This is a genomic window from Fulvivirga sp. AWR4_260, from assembly GCF_056158185.1.
This window is the reverse complement of record NZ_JBSWSU010000001.1, coordinates 258,519-278,992: the sequence shown is the minus strand read 5'-3', so window position 1 is coordinate 278,992 and position 20,474 is coordinate 258,519. Positions and strand designations below refer to the sequence as shown.

18 protein-coding genes are annotated in these 20,474 nt (G+C 36.0%); 11 read left to right on the top strand and 7 right to left on the bottom strand.

From position 1 onward, the window contains the following. Positions 1-4 precede the first annotated feature (4 nt). The 8 genes from ACXACQ_RS01190 to ACXACQ_RS01155 all read left to right on the top strand — a co-directional run bounded on the left by ACXACQ_RS01190 (position 5) and on the right by ACXACQ_RS01155 (position 11,029). On the top strand, positions 5-3,082 hold the full coding sequence (locus tag ACXACQ_RS01190; protein ID WP_474974087.1) for an ATP-binding cassette domain-containing protein: 3,078 nt from the start codon (positions 5-7) through the stop codon (positions 3,080-3,082). 86 nt (positions 3,083-3,168) lie between these two features. After that, the gene (locus ACXACQ_RS01185) at positions 3,169-4,068 is read left to right on the top strand and encodes a hypothetical protein (protein WP_474974086.1); all 900 of its coding nucleotides are present in this window, start codon (positions 3,169-3,171) and stop codon (positions 4,066-4,068) included. Positions 4,069-4,086: 18 nt separating this feature from the next. Continuing rightward, entirely contained in the window at positions 4,087-4,518 is a 432-nt protein-coding gene (locus tag ACXACQ_RS01180; protein WP_474974085.1) for a hypothetical protein, read from the top strand. 56 nt (positions 4,519-4,574) lie between these two features. Next, positions 4,575-5,216, top strand: coding sequence for an alpha/beta hydrolase (locus tag ACXACQ_RS01175; protein WP_474974084.1), 642 nt, complete (start codon positions 4,575-4,577; stop codon positions 5,214-5,216). 86 nt (positions 5,217-5,302) lie between these two features. Beyond that, positions 5,303-5,878, top strand: coding sequence for an RNA polymerase sigma-70 factor (locus ACXACQ_RS01170; protein ID WP_474974083.1), 576 nt, complete (start codon positions 5,303-5,305; stop codon positions 5,876-5,878). A gap of 23 nt (positions 5,879-5,901) precedes the next feature. Next, positions 5,902-6,933, top strand: a complete 1,032-nt coding sequence (locus tag ACXACQ_RS01165; protein WP_474974082.1) for a FecR family protein — start codon at positions 5,902-5,904, stop codon at positions 6,931-6,933. A 109-nt stretch (positions 6,934-7,042) separates the two neighbouring features. Continuing rightward, positions 7,043-8,089 carry a hypothetical protein gene (locus ACXACQ_RS01160; RefSeq protein WP_474974081.1) on the top strand — a complete coding sequence of 349 codons (1,047 nt, stop codon included), beginning with the start codon at positions 7,043-7,045 and terminating at the stop codon, positions 8,087-8,089. 69 nt (positions 8,090-8,158) lie between these two features. Beyond that, complete coding sequence (locus ACXACQ_RS01155) at positions 8,159-11,029, top strand: T9SS type A sorting domain-containing protein (RefSeq protein WP_474974080.1); 2,871 nt, start codon at positions 8,159-8,161, stop codon at positions 11,027-11,029. Between the two features lie 32 nt (positions 11,030-11,061). Here the strand turns inward: ACXACQ_RS01155 and ACXACQ_RS01150 are convergent, their stop codons facing one another. The 3 genes from ACXACQ_RS01150 to ACXACQ_RS01140 all read right to left on the bottom strand — a co-directional run bounded on the left by ACXACQ_RS01150 (position 11,062) and on the right by ACXACQ_RS01140 (position 14,887). Next, positions 11,062-12,708, bottom strand: a complete 1,647-nt coding sequence (locus ACXACQ_RS01150; protein ID WP_474974079.1) for a M1 family metallopeptidase — start codon at positions 12,706-12,708, stop codon at positions 11,062-11,064. Positions 12,709-12,865: 157 nt separating this feature from the next. Next, complete coding sequence (pncA, locus tag ACXACQ_RS01145; RefSeq protein WP_474974078.1) at positions 12,866-13,471, bottom strand: bifunctional nicotinamidase/pyrazinamidase; 606 nt, start codon at positions 13,469-13,471, stop codon at positions 12,866-12,868. Continuing rightward, positions 13,472-14,887 (bottom strand): nicotinate phosphoribosyltransferase, encoded by a 1,416-nt coding sequence (locus ACXACQ_RS01140; RefSeq protein ID WP_474974077.1) that lies wholly within the window; start codon positions 14,885-14,887, stop codon positions 13,472-13,474. A gap of 198 nt (positions 14,888-15,085) precedes the next feature. Between ACXACQ_RS01140 and ahcY the strand changes: the two genes are divergently transcribed. Continuing rightward, positions 15,086-16,387 carry an adenosylhomocysteinase gene (ahcY, locus tag ACXACQ_RS01135; RefSeq protein WP_474974076.1) on the top strand — a complete coding sequence of 434 codons (1,302 nt, stop codon included), beginning with the start codon at positions 15,086-15,088 and terminating at the stop codon, positions 16,385-16,387. 59 nt (positions 16,388-16,446) lie between these two features. Here the strand turns inward: ahcY and ACXACQ_RS01130 are convergent, their stop codons facing one another. The 3 genes from ACXACQ_RS01130 to ACXACQ_RS01120 all read right to left on the bottom strand — a co-directional run bounded on the left by ACXACQ_RS01130 (position 16,447) and on the right by ACXACQ_RS01120 (position 17,867). After that, entirely contained in the window at positions 16,447-17,271 is an 825-nt protein-coding gene (locus tag ACXACQ_RS01130) for a phosphatase PAP2 family protein (protein WP_474974075.1), read from the bottom strand. Between the two features lie 119 nt (positions 17,272-17,390). Beyond that, positions 17,391-17,693 carry an HPF/RaiA family ribosome-associated protein gene (locus tag ACXACQ_RS01125; RefSeq protein WP_474974074.1) on the bottom strand — a complete coding sequence of 101 codons (303 nt, stop codon included), beginning with the start codon at positions 17,691-17,693 and terminating at the stop codon, positions 17,391-17,393. Positions 17,694-17,720: 27 nt separating this feature from the next. Continuing rightward, complete coding sequence (locus ACXACQ_RS01120) at positions 17,721-17,867, bottom strand: lmo0937 family membrane protein (RefSeq protein ID WP_474975030.1); 147 nt, start codon at positions 17,865-17,867, stop codon at positions 17,721-17,723. A gap of 138 nt (positions 17,868-18,005) precedes the next feature. Here ACXACQ_RS01120 and ACXACQ_RS01115 point away from each other — a divergent pair, with 138 nt between their 5' ends. Continuing rightward, positions 18,006-18,854, top strand: a complete 849-nt coding sequence (locus ACXACQ_RS01115) for an aminotransferase class IV (RefSeq protein WP_474974073.1) — start codon at positions 18,006-18,008, stop codon at positions 18,852-18,854. A 20-nt stretch (positions 18,855-18,874) separates the two neighbouring features. Further along, on the top strand, positions 18,875-19,651 hold the full coding sequence (locus ACXACQ_RS01110) for an exodeoxyribonuclease III (RefSeq protein ID WP_474974072.1): 777 nt from the start codon (positions 18,875-18,877) through the stop codon (positions 19,649-19,651). A 55-nt stretch (positions 19,652-19,706) separates the two neighbouring features. On the opposite strand, the gene ACXACQ_RS01105 is transcribed toward ACXACQ_RS01110, so the two are convergent. After that, positions 19,707-20,471, bottom strand: a complete 765-nt coding sequence (locus ACXACQ_RS01105; RefSeq protein WP_474974071.1) for a S1/P1 nuclease — start codon at positions 20,469-20,471, stop codon at positions 19,707-19,709. Positions 20,472-20,474: the final 3 nt, after the last annotated feature.

Here is a 20,474-nt window from a genome sequence, read left to right as displayed (position 1 = left end):
GCCTATGAGTGAGGAAATACTTAAAGCACTTACCCAACTATTCGCCATTATTACCAAGCAGGATGGTGGTGTTACTGAAAAGGAACGCCAATTTGTAATTAGTTTCTTTAAACAAGAGCTTGATCAGGATTCTGTTAGAGAGTATCTAGAGTTATATGATAAATTTTCTGGATATGCTGAAGACGATAATGAGGAGGAAGAAGTCGCTACAAAGAAGAGAAAATTAACTTCTGTAAGAGACTCGGTAAAAACTTTAGGGTTATGTAGAAAGATAAATAAAACCCTTACTCAAAAGCAAAAAGTTGTAGTATTAATAAAAATCCTTGAGTTGGTAGGTTCCGATAAGAACTTTACTCCTCAGCGTATGGAAATTATTGATACCATCAGTACTGTTTTTAAAATTGTCAAGGATGAATATAAGCTCATTGAATCTTTTGTTATCCAAGAGAAGATAGATGAGCTTGATTATAATGACATTCTTCTGGTAAATAATACAGAAGAAGAATATAAAGAAGCAAAACATTCTAAATCTGACCTACACGGCAACCTGATATTTTTAAGGGTAAGAAGTGTGGATATGTACTTTATAAAATATCTAGGTACAGATGATATTGTTTTAAATGGCTTCATAATGTTAAAGAATAGGGTGTATCTCTATTCACATGGTAGTACTGTAAAAACACCACAAGGCTCAGCTCTTTATTACAGCGATCTTATTGCTGTGTTTAATGAGGAGTTTAATAACACTAAACTTTCTTTCAACGCTGAAATTAAAGAGTTTAGGTTTCCTAATGGAGGCTTAGGACTTCGCGATGTGCGAATAGCTGAAGGCCCAGGGAAGCTTATTGGAATTATGGGAGCCAGTGGTGCTGGTAAAACCACATTATTGAATGTTTTAGCTGGAATAGAAAAGCCTACCGTTGGAAGTATCGAAATTAACGGTTACGATATTTTTGAAAATAAAGACGAAATTCATGGTGTTATAGGGTATGTGTCTCAGGATGATCTTCTTATTGAAGAGTTGACCGTTTATGAGAACTTATACTATAATGCCAAATTGTGTTTTGCCAACTTTACTGAAGAAGAATTAAGTAAGCGTGTACTAGATGTACTTGAAAGCTTAGGCCTTGATCAGAGGAAAGATTTAAAAGTAGGTAGCGTACTGGATAAAACTATTAGTGGAGGACAGAGGAAAAGGTTGAATATTGCCTTGGAATTGATTAGAGAGCCCGCTATTCTATTTGTGGATGAGCCTACTTCAGGGTTGTCATCTAGAGATTCTGAAAATGTAATAGACCTTTTAAAGGAACTATCATTAAAAGGTAAATTAATATTTGTAGTTATACATCAGCCGTCATCAGACATTTACAAAATGTTTGATAAAATGTATATCATGGATACTGGCGGTTTTCCAGTATTTTATGGTAACCCGGTTGAAGCTGTAAGTTATTTTAAGCGAGCTACTAACCAAGTAGATAGCCAGCGCGGACAGTGTGAGACCTGTGGTAATGTTAACCCAGAACAGATATTTAATATCATTGAAGCTAAGGTGGTTGATGAATATGGTCAGCTTACCAATAAGCGTAAGGTTAACCCTAAGCAGTGGAATGACAGCTTTAAGGAAAACTTCAGCATTGAAAAGGTTGAAGATGTAAAGGAGGAGCCTCCGCATTCACTAAACATACCTAACAGGCTTAAGCAGAGCGCTATTTTTATTAAGCGTGATTTACTGAGTAAGTTGAGTAATAAGCAATATTTGCTTATTAACCTTCTTGAAGCCCCACTACTAGCAATTATATTGGCATTTATTATTAGATATAAAAGTTCTCCTTATGGAGATGAGTATCTATTCAGATTTAATGAGAATATACCTGCTTTTATGTTGATGAGTATTGTTGTAGCTCTTTTTATGGGGCTAACAGTCAGTGCTGAAGAAATTATTAGGGATAGGAAGATTCTTAAAAGAGAATCGTTTCTAAACTTAAGTTGGAATAGTTATTTGGTTTCGAAACTGGGGTTATTGTTTTTGATGTCAGCTATCCAAACTTTAACATTCGTGCTTGTAGGTAATTTGATACTAGAAATCAGGGCGATGACTTTTGCTTTTTGGTTTGTGTTATTTACCTGTTCATGTATGGCCAATGTTTTAGGTCTTAACATATCCAGTGCATTTAATTCTGCTGTTACGGTTTATGTTATGATACCGCTGTTGCTTATTCCTCAAATGATTTTGAGTGGCTTGTTGTTTAGCTTTGATAAGCTTAATAATATGATAAGTACCAAAGGTAAAGTTCCAATAGTTGCAGATATGATGGCTTCTCGTTGGGCATATGAGGCTATGGCAGTGTATCAATTTAAAGATAACCCATATGAAAGCCCATATTATGAGTTTGAGAAGTTTGAATCTCAGGCAGATTTCAAGGCGGCTTATTTGGTAGAAGAGTTAAAAGAGCTTAAGGTTTATGTTGGTGAGCATTATCAGACAGATAACGATTCTATAAAAAATATTGTAAAGAAAGATTTACATATTTTGAAAGATGAGATAACTAAAGATCCTTATAAAAAGGGATTAGAAAATGTAGATATTAATACAGCATTGACAGTTGAGGGTTATAATGCGGAAGTAGATAAAACCTTAACAGATTACTTGAATGAATTTAAAAAGCACTATCAAGATATATATAATAAAATAGTTGCAGCTAGAGAGAAGGCAATGTACAACCTTCAGCAAAATGAGGAGTATGACTTGAATGAGTATAAAAATATATACTTTAATGAAAGTCTTGCTGATTTAGTGACCAATGTAAATGTGAAGGAAAGGATTATTGAGTATAACGGTAAGCTTATTCAGCAGATTAACCCAGTATACAATGAGCCTAATGAGCCTGCGCATTTGTTGGATTATCGTACGCAATTTTTTGCGCCTACGAAATATTTCTTAGGCTTTTACATAGATACCTATTATTTTAACATGATAGTTGTCTGGATAATGACTATTATTCTATATGCTACACTGTATTTCGAAGTACTAAGAAAAGCTCTTGAGGGCTTTGGTAAAATAAACTTTGGTACTAAAAAGTAGATTTGCAGAGTTGGGAAATAGCATTGATAAAGTTTGGAATAGAAAAATGAATTTATAATTTTGTTATCATTCTTAATTTTTTGAACATGAGGATACTACCATTTGGGCTTATTATACTTCTAATTGCAGCATGTAATTCAAGCAAAAAACCAGATGAAACCGCCTTTTTGCAAAGTTTAGACTCTGCTGAGGTTGAAGGGCCAGCTATATCTGAAGAAGTGATAAGTAGTATTTTACAGCAGATTCCATCACCATTAGAAATCTCAGTGTTGCTGAAGGAGTCTGGTAGTAAATATGACAGAACGCTACTTAATTCACCAGATAATATTTCAAAGTATAACAGCAATTATCAAAAGGCTTTAAACCTTGGAGTCTATGGTACCGACTTAGGTTATACTAACATTTATGAGCAAAATCAGGATGGTATAGATTATATGGCATCTATTAAAGATTTGGCTGATAATCTTAGCATTGGTCAATTTTTTGATATAGAAACAATCGGTCGATTGGCTACTAACAGCAAAAATCTTGATTCTTTATTGTTGATTACTACACAAAACTTCAATAATATCAATCGTTATTTGCAAGAGCAAAATAGGGCCAACTTAAGCGTTTTGTCTTTAACAGGTGGATGGATGGAAGCCATGCATATTACTTGTCAGGTGGCATCTAAAAACCCTGAAAACGAGCAGTTAAAGGAGACCATTGGTGAGCAGAAGATTATTTTAGAAAATATTGTATTGCTTTTATCCTTCTATAAAGATGTAGATCAAAACATGGCATCACTTTTGGAGGACATGAAGAAATTACAGAAGGAATACGAATCAGTAGATATTGTTAAAACTTATAAAGAATCTACATTCGAGATTGTTGATGGTGTAATGGTAATTAAAGACAATAGCTCTAGTGAAATTAAGATCACTAAAGAGAATATTGACAATATTAAGGACATTATCTCATCGATAAGAAAAAAAGTAATCAGTTAAGAGGAAAAAACGTGTAATATGAAAAAGGCTATTTATTCAATTTTTGTAATGGGTTTATTATTCCTGTTTTCAGGACAAGCCAATGCACAATGTAACCCAGAACAATATGCCGATACCTGCATACCTAAATTAGCTGCTGGTTTTAATTTTTTGAAGAGCTACAAAATTGATGGACAAGGAGGGGCAAAGAATAAGGTAGAATACTCTTATGTATTTACAAAGGGGACACAATACATGATAAATGTGTGTGCTACTGGCGATGGAACTGATGGTATAGTAGTATCATTATTTGACAGTAATAGAAATCAGGTGGCAAGTAGTAAGGTTAATGGTCAGTATATTTCTGCTATTGCCTATCCGTGTAATACTACGGGTATTTACTACATACAATATACATTCGATAATAGTGCTCAATTCTGTGGTGGTAGTGCCTTAGGATTTAAGCGTTAATATTAAAATATATTTAATGAAGCAGGTTCCTTGTAGGGAACCTGCTTTTTTTGTTTATGGCAGAAGAGAATTATATTCAGACCAAGTTTAAGGCACGCTATTTTAAAGCTGGGGAAATAACCGCACAGACTAAGCGCATTATTTTTGCACTTCATGGGTATGGGCAGCAAGCAAAATATTTTATAAAAAAGTTTGAGCCTTTGGTGTCGGGTGAAGTTTGTGTGGTGGCTCCAGAAGGATTGTCAAAGTTTTATTTGCAAGGCTTTTCTGGCAGGGTTGGGGCTACATGGATGACCTCAGAAGATAGACTTAATGATATTGATAATTATCTGGAATACTTAAATACCTTGGCTAAGTCATTAGTTGTAAGAGAGGATTTGATTATAGATGTAATAGGTTTTTCGCAGGGAGGGGCTACAGCAAGTAGGTGGGCTTTGCAAGCGTCAATAAATTTCAGGAAGGTGGTGCTTTGGGCTGCTGTTTTTCCTCCGGATATGGATCTGGAATTAGCAGGTAAGGTCTTTAATAAATTCGATTTTAAATATGTTTATGGAACGCAGGATAGGTTTGTTACACCTGAAAAATTGACTGATGCGAAAGCGAGATTTTTGCAATATAATTTGAGCCCTGAGATACATTCATTTAACGGGGATCATGAAATCAACCAAGAGTTATTGATTCAAATATTGGGAGATTAAAAACAATTCTTATTGTAACTGTTTAATATTGTTATAATATATTTTAGAATTGCATTAAATTATGTTGATTCATATTTTATAAACCTTTGATTGAAAACCTAAACCATACCATACCTGATCTTATTAATGGAGATCAAAAAGTCTTTGAGTTGATCTTTAAGGAGTTATATAGCCCTTTGTATAACTTGGCTAATGGAATTTTACAAAGCGAAGAGCTTGCCGAAGAACAAGTGCAGGAGGTTTTTATGAAATTATGGGAGAGGAGAAGTAGTTTGCCTCAGAACCTTAATTTATTTCCGTACCTGCTTACCAGTGTTAGAAACCAGTGCTATAATTATTTAAAACATTTAAAAGTAGAGCAACGCTACTTTGATGCTGCCCAACAAGAGCTTCAGGATAATATCTTTTCTAAAATTTCTTATGACGATGTAGATGAAGAAATGATATTAAAGGTACATGCTACTATTGATCGATTACCAGAAAAGTGCAAAGAAGTTTTTATATTAAGCAGATTTAGAAATCTATCGCACAAAGAAATTTCTGAAGAACTTGGCATTAGTACCAAAACTATTGAAAATCATATAACTAAAGCCATGAAATTTTTGAAGCATGAATTTGGTGTGGCGGTGATTATTTTGGTTTTATTATTAGGGGAATTATAAGTCTGGATAGTTTAATAGAATAGATGAATACTGAGGAATATATTAATGATGCATTAATCATCGCTTATCTGAAGGGAGAGCCTATGCTGGCAGCAAAGAAGGAGCAGGTGGAGGAATGGCTTCGAGATGAAGCTAACTCAGCAGAGGCCGCGCAGATTTATAAATTGTGGGAGATAAGTTTATTAGAGCAAGAGAATCTTTCTGAGCAGAAGGTGAATAGTGCTTTTTTAAGAATGCAACAACGAATAAGTCAGGGAGAGGAAAGAGTAGAGGAGAGTCCAAAAGGAGGTAAAACAATCAATTTGCGCTACTGGATGGGGCTGGCTGCTGGATTATTGATATTAGCATTGGCTTATGTTTATTTATACTTGCCTAAGGGTGCTGAGGAAGAAAACTTTGTAAGTAAATATGTTACAAGGTCAGCAGCAGAAAGTGGAGAACAGTTTCAGCTTTCTGATAATAGTTTGGTGAGCATGGATAAGTTGGCTGAGATTAGCTATGATTCGGTAGAATTACTAAATGGTAATGGCAGTAGGCTAGTGAAATTAACAGGGAAGGCATTTTTTGAAGTATCTCATGATGAAACCAGGCCTTTTATAGTGGAAACGAGTGATGCTAGAGTAGAAGTGTTAGGAACCAAATTCATGGTAAATGCCAATGATGAAAGCCCAACTCAAGTTTTGGTTACAGAAGGCAAAGTAAGAGTGACCTATATTAATACCGGGAAAGAGTTTGTTTTGAAGGCTAAAGAAGAAATTGATGTAGAGAGTAAGAATGAAGTTGAAATAAAAGCATCTGATGAGAATAAGCTGTATTGGAAAACCGGGGTGATGACTTTTGTTAACTCAGACTTAAATAATGTTTTTAATACGCTGCAGAGCGAATTTCATAAAAATATAGAGGTCGAAAATAATGCAATTTTGGATTGTGAGATTACTGCTACTTTTAAAAAGCAATCTTTAAATACTATAATCCAAGTGATTCAATCCACGCACAATTTACAAAGCTCTATAAATGGAGATACTATAATTATTAGTGGTAATGGTTGCAAGTAGATGCGTTTATCTAGTTGCAATTATAATATTATTGCTAACTTCTAAAGTGTACGGTCAGCAAAGTAATTTGAAGAGTTTCGATTTTAGAAATAAAAGCAAAACTGAGGTCTTGAATGTACTTGCTGATACCTATAAAGTATACTTTTCTTACGACCCAAAGATATTTCAAGAAAACAATAAAATGGTGTCGTTGCAAATGACCGAGGTCAGTTTGGATGCTGTATTGAGTAAATTACTGGGTGATGAATATAGTTATAAAATTATTCAGGACTATGTAGTTATTACTCCAATAGTACAAGCTGAAGAAGAAAAGCCAAAATTAGTAAAGCAACCGACAGTTAAGAAAGTTATTCATGAAACCATATATGATACGGTTATGGTTGAGAATGTTATTACTAAATACGATACTCAGCTGGTAATGCAAACCGTATATGATACTGTGACGGTGGAAAAGCTGGTGTATGATACGACTTACGTAGAGAAAGAAGTGAAGCTTAGTGAATGGAGTAAATCAATATCTGTAGGTCCAGCAGTATGGTTAAGACGTCAGGATGAAGATGAGGATTTATTTAAAGGTATTGGTGCTGATTTTGGTGTAGAAAGAGATATTAATACTCGGTTTAGGTTTAAGGCGGCTTTAGGTTGGGGGTATTACTCAAATAATGTCCATTATGAATTTACTGAAAGTTATTCTGAAGTTTCCGTAGATACTATTTCTACCTATTATATTATTTCTGATGGTGATAGAATTCCGGTTTATGTGACCGATACGATAACTACGGATAAAACATATGATAGGAATATAGATCAGACTAATTCATTCCATCAATTGTCAATTAATTTAGGCTTTGGCTATTCTAAGTGGATTAATAAGCATCAAAAGTTGGGGCTGACAATATTGGCGAATGCTTCTTTTATTTTATTTGCTGACGAAAAAAGATTGTCAGAAACAGAAGAGGGAATTCAATTAACTAATTATAACTATAATTCGCCTTTGTTGAATGTAGGAATTGAACTTCCGTATACGTTTTATTCTGAAAATATTGGAATTACCATTACCCCATCAATTCTAATGGGTGTAAATAATGATTATCAATTGCCTGATAATCTTAAGGATAGATATGTGATGAGTTTGAGGTTTGGAATTATTTTTTAAAAATTATTTTAATGAATAGGGGAATTTTTAGCTCATGTGGTTTTTAATATGAATTGAAAACTTAAAATTATGAACCTAAATTTATCTTTTATTAAAAAAATGAGATTAATGCTGTTGTTGTATGCAATAGTGGCATTTACAAATGGTGCATGGGCTGGCCATGGAATACAGGCCCAAGTAGATTCGTTGTCAACTTGCAATTCTGAATTCTATTACACTTCTGATTCAATATCTAACACCTATCACTTCTATGCTTCTGCAGTAGATTCAACATCGTCTTATAGCTGGTATGTAGATAATGAATATGTAGGCTATGGCAGCGAAAAAAGCTATACGTTTAATAGCGGTGGAGCTTACGGAGTACGATTAATGGTTATAGCTGATGTTGATACATGCTATACCGATAAAACCATTGAGGTGCTTGGCGATACATTGAGTTTTGCTACTGCACAGTTTAATGATAGCACCAGCTATTGTAACTCTGATTTCTATTACACTTCCGATTCAATATCTAACACCTATCATTTCTATGCTTCTGCGGTAGATTCAACATCAGAATATAGCTGGTATGTAGATAATGAGCTTTTTGGCTATGGAAGTGAAGAGAGTTATACGTTTAGTGATTCAGGGGCTTATGTAGTTAGGTTGGCAGTGAGTGGAGCAGTAGATTCTTGCTCTACCGATAAAACCATTGAGGTGCTTGGTGATACATTGAGTTTTGCTACTGCACAGTTTAATGATAGCACTAGCTATTGTAACTCTGAATTCTACTACACTTCCGATTCAATTTCTAACACCTATCATTTCTATGCTTCTGCGGTAGATTCAACATCAGAATATAGCTGGTATGTAGATAATGAGCTTTTTGGCTATGGCAGTGAAGAGAGCTATACGTTTAGTGATTCAGGGGCTTATGTAGTTAGGTTGTCAGTGAGCGGATCAGTGGATTCTTGCTATACCGATAAAACCATTGAGGTGCTTGGTGATACATTGAGTATTAATAATGTGAGGCTTTTTGCTGATAGTACAGTTAATTGTGATGCGAGTTTCACATATACTATTGACTCTTCTAGAAATGAGCAAGGTGTGCCAACATTCGTATTTACTGCCACTGGAGAAAACCTAGAAGGTAAGACTTTAGAATGGTATATTCCAGGTTATATGGGATGGGATTATTATTATGGAGAATCCGTTGAGATGATTTATTATGATGGAGGATCTTATAATGTTCAACTAAGTGTTATAGGAGAGGCTGACTCTTGCACTACCCTGCAGTATGTTACGCCACCGTATGGATATTTAGAAACCTGTTTCTTTAATTATAAAAAGGTTGATGATAGCAGAATAGTAGAAATTGGTACGTACTTCCCATGGTCTGAATCAGCCAAAAATTTAATAGTTGATTATGGAGATGGATCATCAGTTACCATTGATAGTGCTGAGATAGGAACTAAAGTGGAGCATGAGTATGCTGCTGATGGAAATTATAGAATATGTATGTACACCGTTACACCAGATAGTGTAGGGGTAGATTCATGCTCATTCTGTAAAACAATTGAAGTAGTAGGTGATAGTATAATTAATGAGCCTGATGTATGTAATTCTGACTTTAATATTGATCCAATGAGTAATACAGATTACTTCTTTGGTGCGGCAGATTACAACCCTTCAGATTCATACATCTGGACTATTAATGATGTGTTTGTTTCCGATAGTATATATTTTGTGCATTCTTTTGATGCAGAAGGTACTTATGCTGTGAAATTGACCAGAATAGGTGCAGAAGATACGTGTAGTACAGTGAAACCTATTTTTGTTGATTTCCCTATGGATTCTAGCTTGTGTGGCTTTGACTACGATTATTTGGGCGAAAGCACTACAGTTAAGTTTGTAGCTAATGACTCAAGTGTAAATTCTTATTATGAGTGGAGTTTTGGAGATGGTTTTTATGCTGAAGGGTATGATCAATTCTCACCTAGTCATACTTATGATTCTGTAGGTGTGTTTCAGGCTTGTTTAACCACTTACGGAGATACTGATACCTGTAATGTTTGCAGAGATATTGTAATTGAAACTCCTGCTGATACTTCTATATATCATATTCAAGGCAAGGTTTACGCAGATTTAAGTTTAGTTAGCAGTGGTACCGTAGATCTTTATGCTTTACAAAACGACACTTGGGTGTTCTTAAATAGCTCATCAATATATAATGGTGAATATGGTTTTGAAAACTTAGGAAGAGGTCAGTACATCATTCATGCTAGAGGTGATTCAGCTGTATATAGTAATTATTTGCCGACCTATTATGTTAATGGAGTAACATGGACTGATGCTTACAAGATTAACTTATGGGGATCTGCTGAAGATGTAGACGTTACCCTAATAAAGGCAAGAAATAAATTTACACAGAAAGGTGCTGCCAGTATTAAAGGTTCGGTAGAGTTGATTGGTGATAATGAAAAAGTATTGTTGTTACGAGATTATGTATCAGGTAATACCCTTTACTGGAGTGAAGTGTCCCCTGACGATGGCTTTACGTTCAATCAATTGCCATTTGGTAAATATGTAGTAGCAATAGAAAGCCCAACCGGTATAGTAGCTAAAACAATAGAGGTGAGTGAATCAAACTCTAGTGCTTCGAATGTGGTGCTGAAGGAAGGTTTGGTTTCAGGTACGAGTAATGTAACCAACGAGCTTTCTTTTGATGCTTACCCTACAAGAGTGGAAGAAACGCTTTATGTTAAGAATAACTCAGGTGGTACTCAGCAGATAACATATACTATAACATCACTTTCTGGTGTTGGTTATCAGCAAAATGAAATAAAAGTTAGTCCTAATGAGGAATTAAATTTAGATGTTTCTGATCTACCAAAAGGATTTTATATACTTTCAATAGAAAGCCCTACTGGCGGATACAAAACCCTTAAGTTTATAAAATAATAAAAAAGGAGAGGCAAGGCCTCTCCTTTTTTTTATTCTCCAGTAATGTTGAATTCACTGACATAAAAGTTTTTATCTACTTTTAAATGCTTAGCGTTTATATCATCTAGCTGTTGCCATTGTGTAACAGGTGTTAGCCACTTTTCTTCACCATCTAAATATACCTTAACGGGCATATTGAAGTCAGCTACAGCATTACTCCATCTATAAAACAAAGTGTTATCTTTTGTAAATCTATACTCCAATGTAGGAACATTTACTGTTCTTAAGTATTGATTGAAGAAAGGAGATAAGTCTGTTCCTACTTCTTTGCTCAAATAATCTTCTATTTGCTTTGTAGTGACGGTCTGATGATAAAAGGTTTTGTTCATCCCTCTCAAAATATTTCTCCACTTTTCATCATCGTTGATAATTTGTCTTAAGTTATGGAGCATATTAGCTCCCTTAAAATACATGTCGCTCGATCCACTATGGTTTACATCATAATCACCAATGATAGCTTCATCGTTTTGAATAGCAGATCGAGTTCCTATTACATATTCTTCGCTAGCCTTTTTGCCATAGAAGTAATCTAAAAATAAATTTTCAGAGTAGGCTGTAAAGGCTTCATGAACCCACATGTCGGCAATGTCTTTGTAGGTGATGTTGTTAGCGTACCACTCATGACCAGATTCATGAATAATGATGAAGTCAAACTTCATCCCCCATCCTGTAAGGCTCCAATCACGACCTTTGTATCCGTTTTTAAAGCCATTGCCATAAGTAACCGAACTTTGGTGCTCCATGCCCAGATATGGTACTTCTACCAGTTTGTAGCTGTCTTCATAGAATGGGTACGGGCCAAACCAGTGCTCAAATGCCTCAAGCATTCTGGTGGCATCTTTAAACTGTTCTTTTGCTTTCTTTAAATGCGGCTTCAATACATAATAGCTGCAGTCTAACTTGCCTTTCTCACCATCAAATACTTCTGAAAAATGAACGTAGTTACCGATATTGATATTTACACCATAGTTGTTAATAGGGTTTTTTACTGCCCAGTGGTAGGTGCGAGTGTCTTTTTTTCTATTGTGGTCAACTTTAACTAAACGTCCGTTGCTTACTTCAAATAGGTCTTCTGGCACTGTTACACTAATGTCCATGCTGTCAACCTCGTCATACATATGGTCTTTGCAGGGCCACCATAAGCTTGCCCCTATTCCTTGGCACGAGGTAGAAATAAAAGGATGGCCTTCTTCATCTTTTGACCACGTAAAGCCTCCATCCCAAGGTGGATTTACAGCCACGGTAGGTTTTCCTTTGTAATAGACAACTACACTGCCTACATCTCCTTCTTTTTGAATTTTTTCTAGGTTCACATGAAATACATTGCCATCCCTTGTATATTTTAAAGGTCTATTGTCTTGTGTTATTTTGATTACCTCCATGGGCTTCTGAAGGTCTATCTGCATGGTTTGGTATGGTTTTAAGACTGTGTATTGAATGGTGTTAGAACCAGCAATAGTGCTATCTTTTAAGTTAACCGAAATATCCAGGTGGTAATAAGTTAAGTCCCACCAAGCTCTTTCCTTGGTTATAGAACCTCGCAGGGAATCTTGTCGACTGTACTTAGGGGCTTGCGCTACAGCATTTGTAAACTGCCCCAAAATAAAAATGGTAGTTATATAAAAAAATACTCTCATAGAAATAGGGTTTATACTAAGATAAACACTTTGGTTTATTAGTAATAGATTATTTCTATATACAAGATATTACTTATGTGAGCGGAATGATCTGTTAATGAGAGCGTTTGTAGAGGTAGGATGGAAGGAGGTAAATCCTCCTTCCTGAATAATGCTATTATATGTCAGCGGATTGAATAATGATACCTCGTCTTTTTTGAAACTCAGAAAGTACCTCTTCATATTTTTTGGTGCTCAAAGGTTGTGAAGCATCTTTAATCAGGTATGTTCTAAAGCCTTCTTCCAAAGCATCTTTGGCCGTAAAGAAAACACATATATCTGCTGCCAAGCCACATACATATACTTCTGTAATGCCCCTTTCTTTTAGGTAGCCGGTTAATCCGGTGTTTTTTCTTCTGTTATTGTCATAAAATCCGCTGTAGCTATCTATGTTCAGGTCTGTTCCTTTCCTGAAAATAGCTTCCACTTTATTGGTGTCTAAGTCAGCATGAAACTGCGCGCCTTCGCTGCCTTGTACACAGTGGTCGGGCCATAGTACCTGATCAATGCCGTTGAGTTTTATCACATCCATGGGCTGGTGCCCTTCATGGCTGGATGCAAAGCTTTTATGACCTGTAGGATGCCAATCTTGTGTGGCTATTACTAAGTCAAATTTACTTTGTATTTTATTTATTAATGGAATGATATTGTCCCCGAAAGGAACTTCTAATGCTCCTCCTGGCGTAAAATCATTTTGAATATCAACTATAATTAGTGCTTTCATTTATTTTTCGACCTTATATTTAGTTCTTAAGTCGTCTCTTAATTCTTTTAAATTATTGCTTATACCTACTTTGTAAGTGTGAGGAAATTGAAACCTCTTATACTCAGCAGGTAATTTATTGATTTGCTTTTGAGCAAACGCTTTTATATCACTGATGCTTTTGTTTTCAGATATTTGCTTACCATCTTTCATTACAGGCTTTAGTAGAGCCTCTTTTCTTATCCCTGCTATGTTCATTTGCTTATGTGCCTCAGAAGGATGATACATAATGTCTATAGCTTCTTCTTGGTCCAATGTAACTAAGTCTGCACCAAAGAAACTACCTTCTTCATCAATCAATCTCCATACCTGCTTTTTGTGAGGCAGGGTTGTTTTTTTTATGTTTTCAGAGAGTTTGATTCTAGGAGTGCCGTTGGCATAGCTGAGTTTGTAAACCCCATCTAAAGCTGCATCAGGCTGGCCTGTGACTAAGTTGGTGCCCACACCATAAATATCTATTGCCGCGTCTTGGTCATTTAAACTTTTGATTACAAATTCATCTAGCTGATTAGAGGCAGCAATTTTAACATACTGTAGTCCCTCACTATCTAGCATGTGTCTTGCTTTTTTACTTAGGTAGGCCAAATCTCCGCTATCTAATCTAATGGCCTGAAGTTGATGTCCTTTGGCTTCCATCTCTTTAGCTACTTTTATAGCATTAGGTACCCCACTTTTTAATGTGTTATAGGTATCAACTAGCAGTATGCTGTTGTTCGGTCTTACTTCTGCAAAGGCTCTAAAGGCAGTGAGTTCATCTTCATAGCTTTGAATAAATGAATGAGCCATGGTTCCTGAAATAGGGATATTATAATCTTTACCTGCCATTACATCGCTGGTAGAGTCAAAACCTCCTATCATAGCAGCTCTTGAGGCAGAGTAGCCTCCAAGGCCATGAGATCTCCTTAAACCGAAATCACTTAATACTTTATTGCCTGCCACTTCGCGCATACGTGCGGCTTTAGTGGCTATTAATGACTGGAAGTTGAGGAAGTTCAATAAAAAGGTTTCTATAAGTTGAGCTTCTAGCATGGTAGCTTCTACTCTCAATATCGGCCGTGTGGGAAATATAATATCACCCTCTGGGCAGCTGTATATATCTCCTTTGAATGAAAAGCCTTTCAGGTGCTCTAGGTATTGTGCATTAAAGCCCTGATCTTTTAGGTAAGCGATGTCACTATCAGAAAATGTAAAGTCCTTTAACGTACTTAAAACATCTTGCAGGCCAGCAAAAAGTGTATAGCCTCCGTTATAAGGGTTTTTTCTGAAAAAGTAATCGAATACAGCGGGCTGATCGGCCTTGCCTTCTAAGAAATATACCTGCCCCATGGTAAGTTGGTACAGGTCGGTATATGTAGCAGTAATGTTTAATGAATTCATAGCATGGCGAAGTTACCAAACCCAAATGTTATACACGTTAGCTTAAGGCTTTAATAATAACTTTGGTTTGAAAATGTTTATTAATAGCTTAAATAAATAATTGTAATCTTTTGACGTTTTAAATACAATTGACCTTAATTGTGCTTTGTTGTATCTTTGTAAAGAATGCAAATCACTTAATACCTAATAATATTTAAAATGATAGAGGAAAAATTGAAGTACAAAGTTAAAGATATCTCTTTAGCGGAATGGGGAAGAAAAGAGATAGAGTTAGCAGAGGCAGAAATGCCAGGATTAATGGCTCTAAGAGAAGAGTATGGTAAAGAGCAGCCTTTGAAAGGAGCAAAAATTGCGGGCTGTCTTCACATGACTATTCAGACAGCTGTTTTAATAGAAACACTTGTTGCATTAGGAGCTGAAGTTACTTGGTCTTCTTGTAACATCTTTTCTACTCAAGATCATGCAGCGGCTGCTATTGCAGCAGCAGGGATTCCTGTATATGCATGGAAAGGCATGAATGATGAAGAGTTCGATTGGTGTATCGAGCAAACTTTAATTTTCCCTGATGGAAAGCCTTTAAATATGATCTTAGATGACGGTGGAGACCTTACAAACATGGTGTTTGACAAGTTTCCTCAGTACGTAGATGGAATCAAAGGTCTTTCTGAAGAGACTACTACCGGAGTTCACAGACTTATCGAGCGTGAGAAAAAAGGTACTTTAGTAATGCCTGCTATCAACGTAAATGACTCTGTTACTAAATCTAAATTTGATAACAAATACGGATGTAAAGAATCATTAGTAGACGCTATTAGAAGAGCAACTGACGTTATGATGGCTGGTAAAGTAGCTGTTGTAGGTGGATACGGTGACGTAGGAAAAGGTTCTGCAGCTTCTTTGAGAGGTGCAGGAGCTAGAGTAATTGTTACCGAAATAGATCCTATCTGTGCTTTACAAGCTGCTATGGATGGCTTTGAGGTGAAAAAGATGGACGATGCTGTAAAAGAAGCAGATATCGTAGTTACTGCTACTGGTAATAAAGACATCATCAAAGGTCGTCATTTTGAGGCTATGAAAGACAAAACTATAGTTTGTAACATTGGTCACTTTGATAATGAGATTGATGTTGCTTGGTTAAACGATAATGCTCAAAAAGACGAGATCAAGCCTCAGGTTGATAAATATAAGTTAAGTAACGGTAATGATATTATCTTACTTGCTGAAGGTAGATTAGTAAACTTAGGTTGTGCTACTGGTCACCCTTCATTTGTAATGTCTAACTCATTTACTAACCAAACTCTTGCTCAAATAGAGCTTTGGAATAACTCTGATAATTACGAGAACAAAGTATATACTTTGCCTAAGCATTTAGATGAGAAAGTAGCAAGATTACACTTGATGAAAATTGGTGTTGAGCTAGATGAGTTATCTGAAGAGCAAGCTGAATACATCGGTGTTACAGTAGCGGGTCCTTATAAAGGAGATGCTTACAGATATTAATCCAAATTAATATGATGAAATATAAGGAGAGCCATTTGGCTCTCCTTTTTTATTTAATTTCATTTAAACCTATAAACAAGACCAGCGCCATTTAAAGTAGGTACAAAGCTTAAGCCTGAGTATTTGCCTTGTTTTATTTTAGGGTAAAGCCTTAATACAGACTCAGCACAGGCAATGCCTAATGCGGAACCAAGAAGAATGTCTGAAAACCAATGAGCGCCAACGTACATTCTGGCTACTCCGGTAACTACTGGCACAGAGTAAAATATTATTTTTACGGGTAAATAATTTACCTGATGAGCCAAGATCCATGCAGATGCCAGCGCCAACATGGTATGACCCGATGGGAAGGAGTGGTATGCAGCTCCACCAAAGGGTTTGAATTGATAATTGTTATCCGCAGTGCCGGGGCGAGCTCTTCCTGCTAATTCTTTTACTGCAGTTTGTATTAACCCCGAAGTAGTAACCGAAGCAAAAAGCATTACTCCTGTGTCTCTGAGCCAGTCATTATTGGATACTACTCCACTGCCCCAAATGGCTAGCATAAAAGGATAATTGTGTTCTGGTTGCCCAAGGAAATCTCCAACATCACCTACAGTATTCATGGTGGAGTTTCTATGGTTTTTAAAGTAATCATATATTGGCTCATCTATTAAAGAGGCAGCAGCAGATATGCCTAGTGCCCCACCAAACTGAATCCATTGTTTTTGTTGCCAGTGAAAGGGGCGAGCGTATGTTTTTATAATTGTTTTTCCTGTGTTGGATGCGTCAAAGACTATTCTTTTAAAGAAAGGCTGGCGGGTGGTTTTTACGGAGTCAGAAACTTGTACCTGAGTGCTATAGGCTATAGAAAAGCTGAAGATTAGTATTAAGATATAGCGCATAAAAAAAGGGTTTATGCTATCAATATCATTAATTTAAGTTAATACCACAAGGAGGTGATGGTTAAGAATCTATTAAATAAAAAGCCAGTCTTTTGCGGTCTGACTGGCTTTAGTTGGTCTTAGTGCTTCTCGTATTGTATTTCTTTTCGTTTAATTACCTGCCTCTTTAGTTTGTCTACTGTTTCCATTATGGACTCTCTGAAGCTTTCAGATTGGTGGTCTGCAAATAATGTGGGGCCAGGCACAAAAATTTTTATTTCAGCTATTTTAGTTTCGTCATGGTCGTTTCTTACTGATTTCAAATAAACATCAACACCAGTTATCTGTGAATCTAGCTTTGTTAGGTGCTTAATTCTGTCGTTTACAAAATCAATGAGTTCTTTATTGGCTTCAAAGCCAATGGTTTGTATATCCGTCTTCATATATTCTTTTAGTTCTACGTTTAAAGTTTATCGTCCACCAATGAGCCTAAGTAATAAAAGTATTACGGCAGCTATTAATAATACATGTATAAACCAGCCTATATCAAAATAGAAAAAGCCGAATAGCCAGCCTATAACTAGTATTACTACTATAAGTAAAAAGCAACCTTTCATAATTCTTACAATGCTTTGGTTTAATTTACATTTGGCTACATTCATGCCATTTATAAAAAGCCTAATTTTGTTATTTTAGCCAATATATGGTTGTGGAGTAATAGACACGGTAACCATAAAATTCTACAACAGTACCTAATGAATAAGCCTATGTTTTGCTATGTAAATAACGAATTAAAACTTCATAATGAAGCTACTATAAGTGTCAAAGATTTAAGTGTATTGCGAGGCTATGGTATTTTCGATTTTTTTCGAATCTCTAATGGAAAGCCCCTATTTTATGAAGATCATTTGGCGCGATTTAAATATTCTGCCAATAAAATGTTTGAAGGTTATGAGTTGAGCTTTGAGGATCTTAAGGGTAAGATTAATCATTTGATGGAAGTCAATAAACAAGAGGTGTCTGGTATGCGGTTGTTACTTACTGGTGGAGTGTCTGCAAATGCCTATGAACCCGGCATCCCCAACCTTGTAATTAGTCAAGAGGCCATTAGTTTTCCTTCTGATGATAAATATAAAAATGGAGTTGGACTTATTAGTTATGAGTATCAAAGAGAAATACCAGATGTTAAATCAATCAACTATATAACAGGTATTTGGCTGAGGCGAGAGATAGAGAAACGAATGGCGTTTGATGTTTTATATCATCAGCAGGGCTGGGTAACGGAGCTTACAAGAAGCAATTTTTTTATTATTGATAAAAACGGAGTGTTGGTTACGCCTGCTATTAATTTGCTAAAAGGGGTAACCCGAAAAAAAGTCATTAATTTAGCATCAGCATTTATGCAGGTTGAAGAGAGGGCATTAAGCTTAGAAGAGATATATGACTCACAAGAAGCTTTTTTGACCGGTACTACAAAAAAGATTTTGCCAGTGGTGAAGTTAGATGGGAAAGTGATAGGTGATGGTGTGCCTGGGGCCGTTACTGGTTTGTTAATGAAAAAATTGGATCAACTAGAAAAAGAATATATAGGACAGTTGTCTTAACATAATAAGAATAATTAATAATGAGTAAGAAAAGTATAATTTCCTGGAATGTAAATGGAATCAGGGCTATAGAGAAAAAGGGTTTTTTTGAAAGTGTAGAAGCCATGGCGCCTGATATTTTATGTTTACAAGAAACTAAGGCTTCTGTGTCTGCCGCAAGCAAGGTATTAGAGCAGCTCAGTGAATATAAATTATACCTAAATGACAGTAAGGCTAGAAAAGGGTATTCTGGTACTGCTATACTTACCAAAGAGGAGCCGATATCAGTTAAATATGATTTAGGTTGTGAAGAACATGACCAGGAGGGGAGAGTGATAACTGCTGAGTACCCTACTTTTTATTTGATAACAGTTTATACACCTAATTCTGGGGCCGGTCTAAAACGCTTAGATTACCGCATGACTTGGGATGAGTATTTCTTAAGTTATGTGAAACAGCTAGAAAAAAGTAAGCCTGTAATAGTGTGTGGAGATTTAAATGTAGCTCATAATGAGATAGATATTGCAAGACCTAAGTCTAACTATAATAAATCTGCGGGGTATACTCAAAAGGAGATTGATAGTTTTTCTAATTATATGACGGAAGGATATTCTGATGCATTTCGTCATTTTTACCCAGAGGAAGTAAAATATAGCTATTGGAATTATATGTTTAAGTCGAGGGACCGTAATGTGGGCTGGCGAATAGATTATTTCTTGGTGAGCAATGCATATATGGATAAGGTCTCTGATTCAAAGATTCATAATGAGTTTATGGGATCAGATCACTGCCCTATCGAACTAATTATAGAAGAGTAGGAAAAAAGAAAGGCATACCGTTAGGTATGCCTTTCATATTGTATATAGAAAATAACTATCCGTAGATTTCATTTAATACACCTGCAAGCCTTATTCCTGCTTGGTCAAGTCTAAGCTTAACTGTTTTCCAGTTGTGGTAACGATACTCATAATTAAGGCTTTTGTGCTCTGGTAAATCATATACCTGATCTCTAAAGCTCATTGATTCATACGCCCAGCCTCTTACTGGCGTATTTTGCCATTCTTTTATTTGTTCTTTCGTGGCATGATCTGCAGCGTTGGCTAATTCAGTATAGCTGTATTGTTCTGAGTCAATCATTCCGCTATCCCATACTCTGTGCAAATTAGAGTTTTCCCAAAACCACTTTAATTTTACTTGGTTGCCGCCTAAATCTTCTCCTGTGCCTACATGTAAGGGTTGGTGAATGTCACCAACTATGTGCACTAACATTTTAATGTTTTCCGCTTCTTGCGCTTGAGAAAGGTTGCCCTCTTTTAATTCTTTAATTATTCTTTCGATTGTGGCTATAGCATCTCCATGCGGATTTTTTTCTGTGTCTTCGTACTTTTCTCCGTTAGGAATAGTTACCCAGTGCCAGTCGTGGGTATGATCATAAGCACTGTCAGACTTAATATCGTCCATCCAGTTGCTTACCGTGGCTAGTGATTCGCCATTTAAAATAGCAGTGATTTTCTTTTTTGCCTTTTTAGTAAGATGCTGTTCTGCTATGTAGCCTACAGTACGATGCCCGGTCATGCCCCAGCCAAAAACCTGAAGCGTGGCAAACGTACAGAGTATGAATGTTATTTTCTTGATCATGAG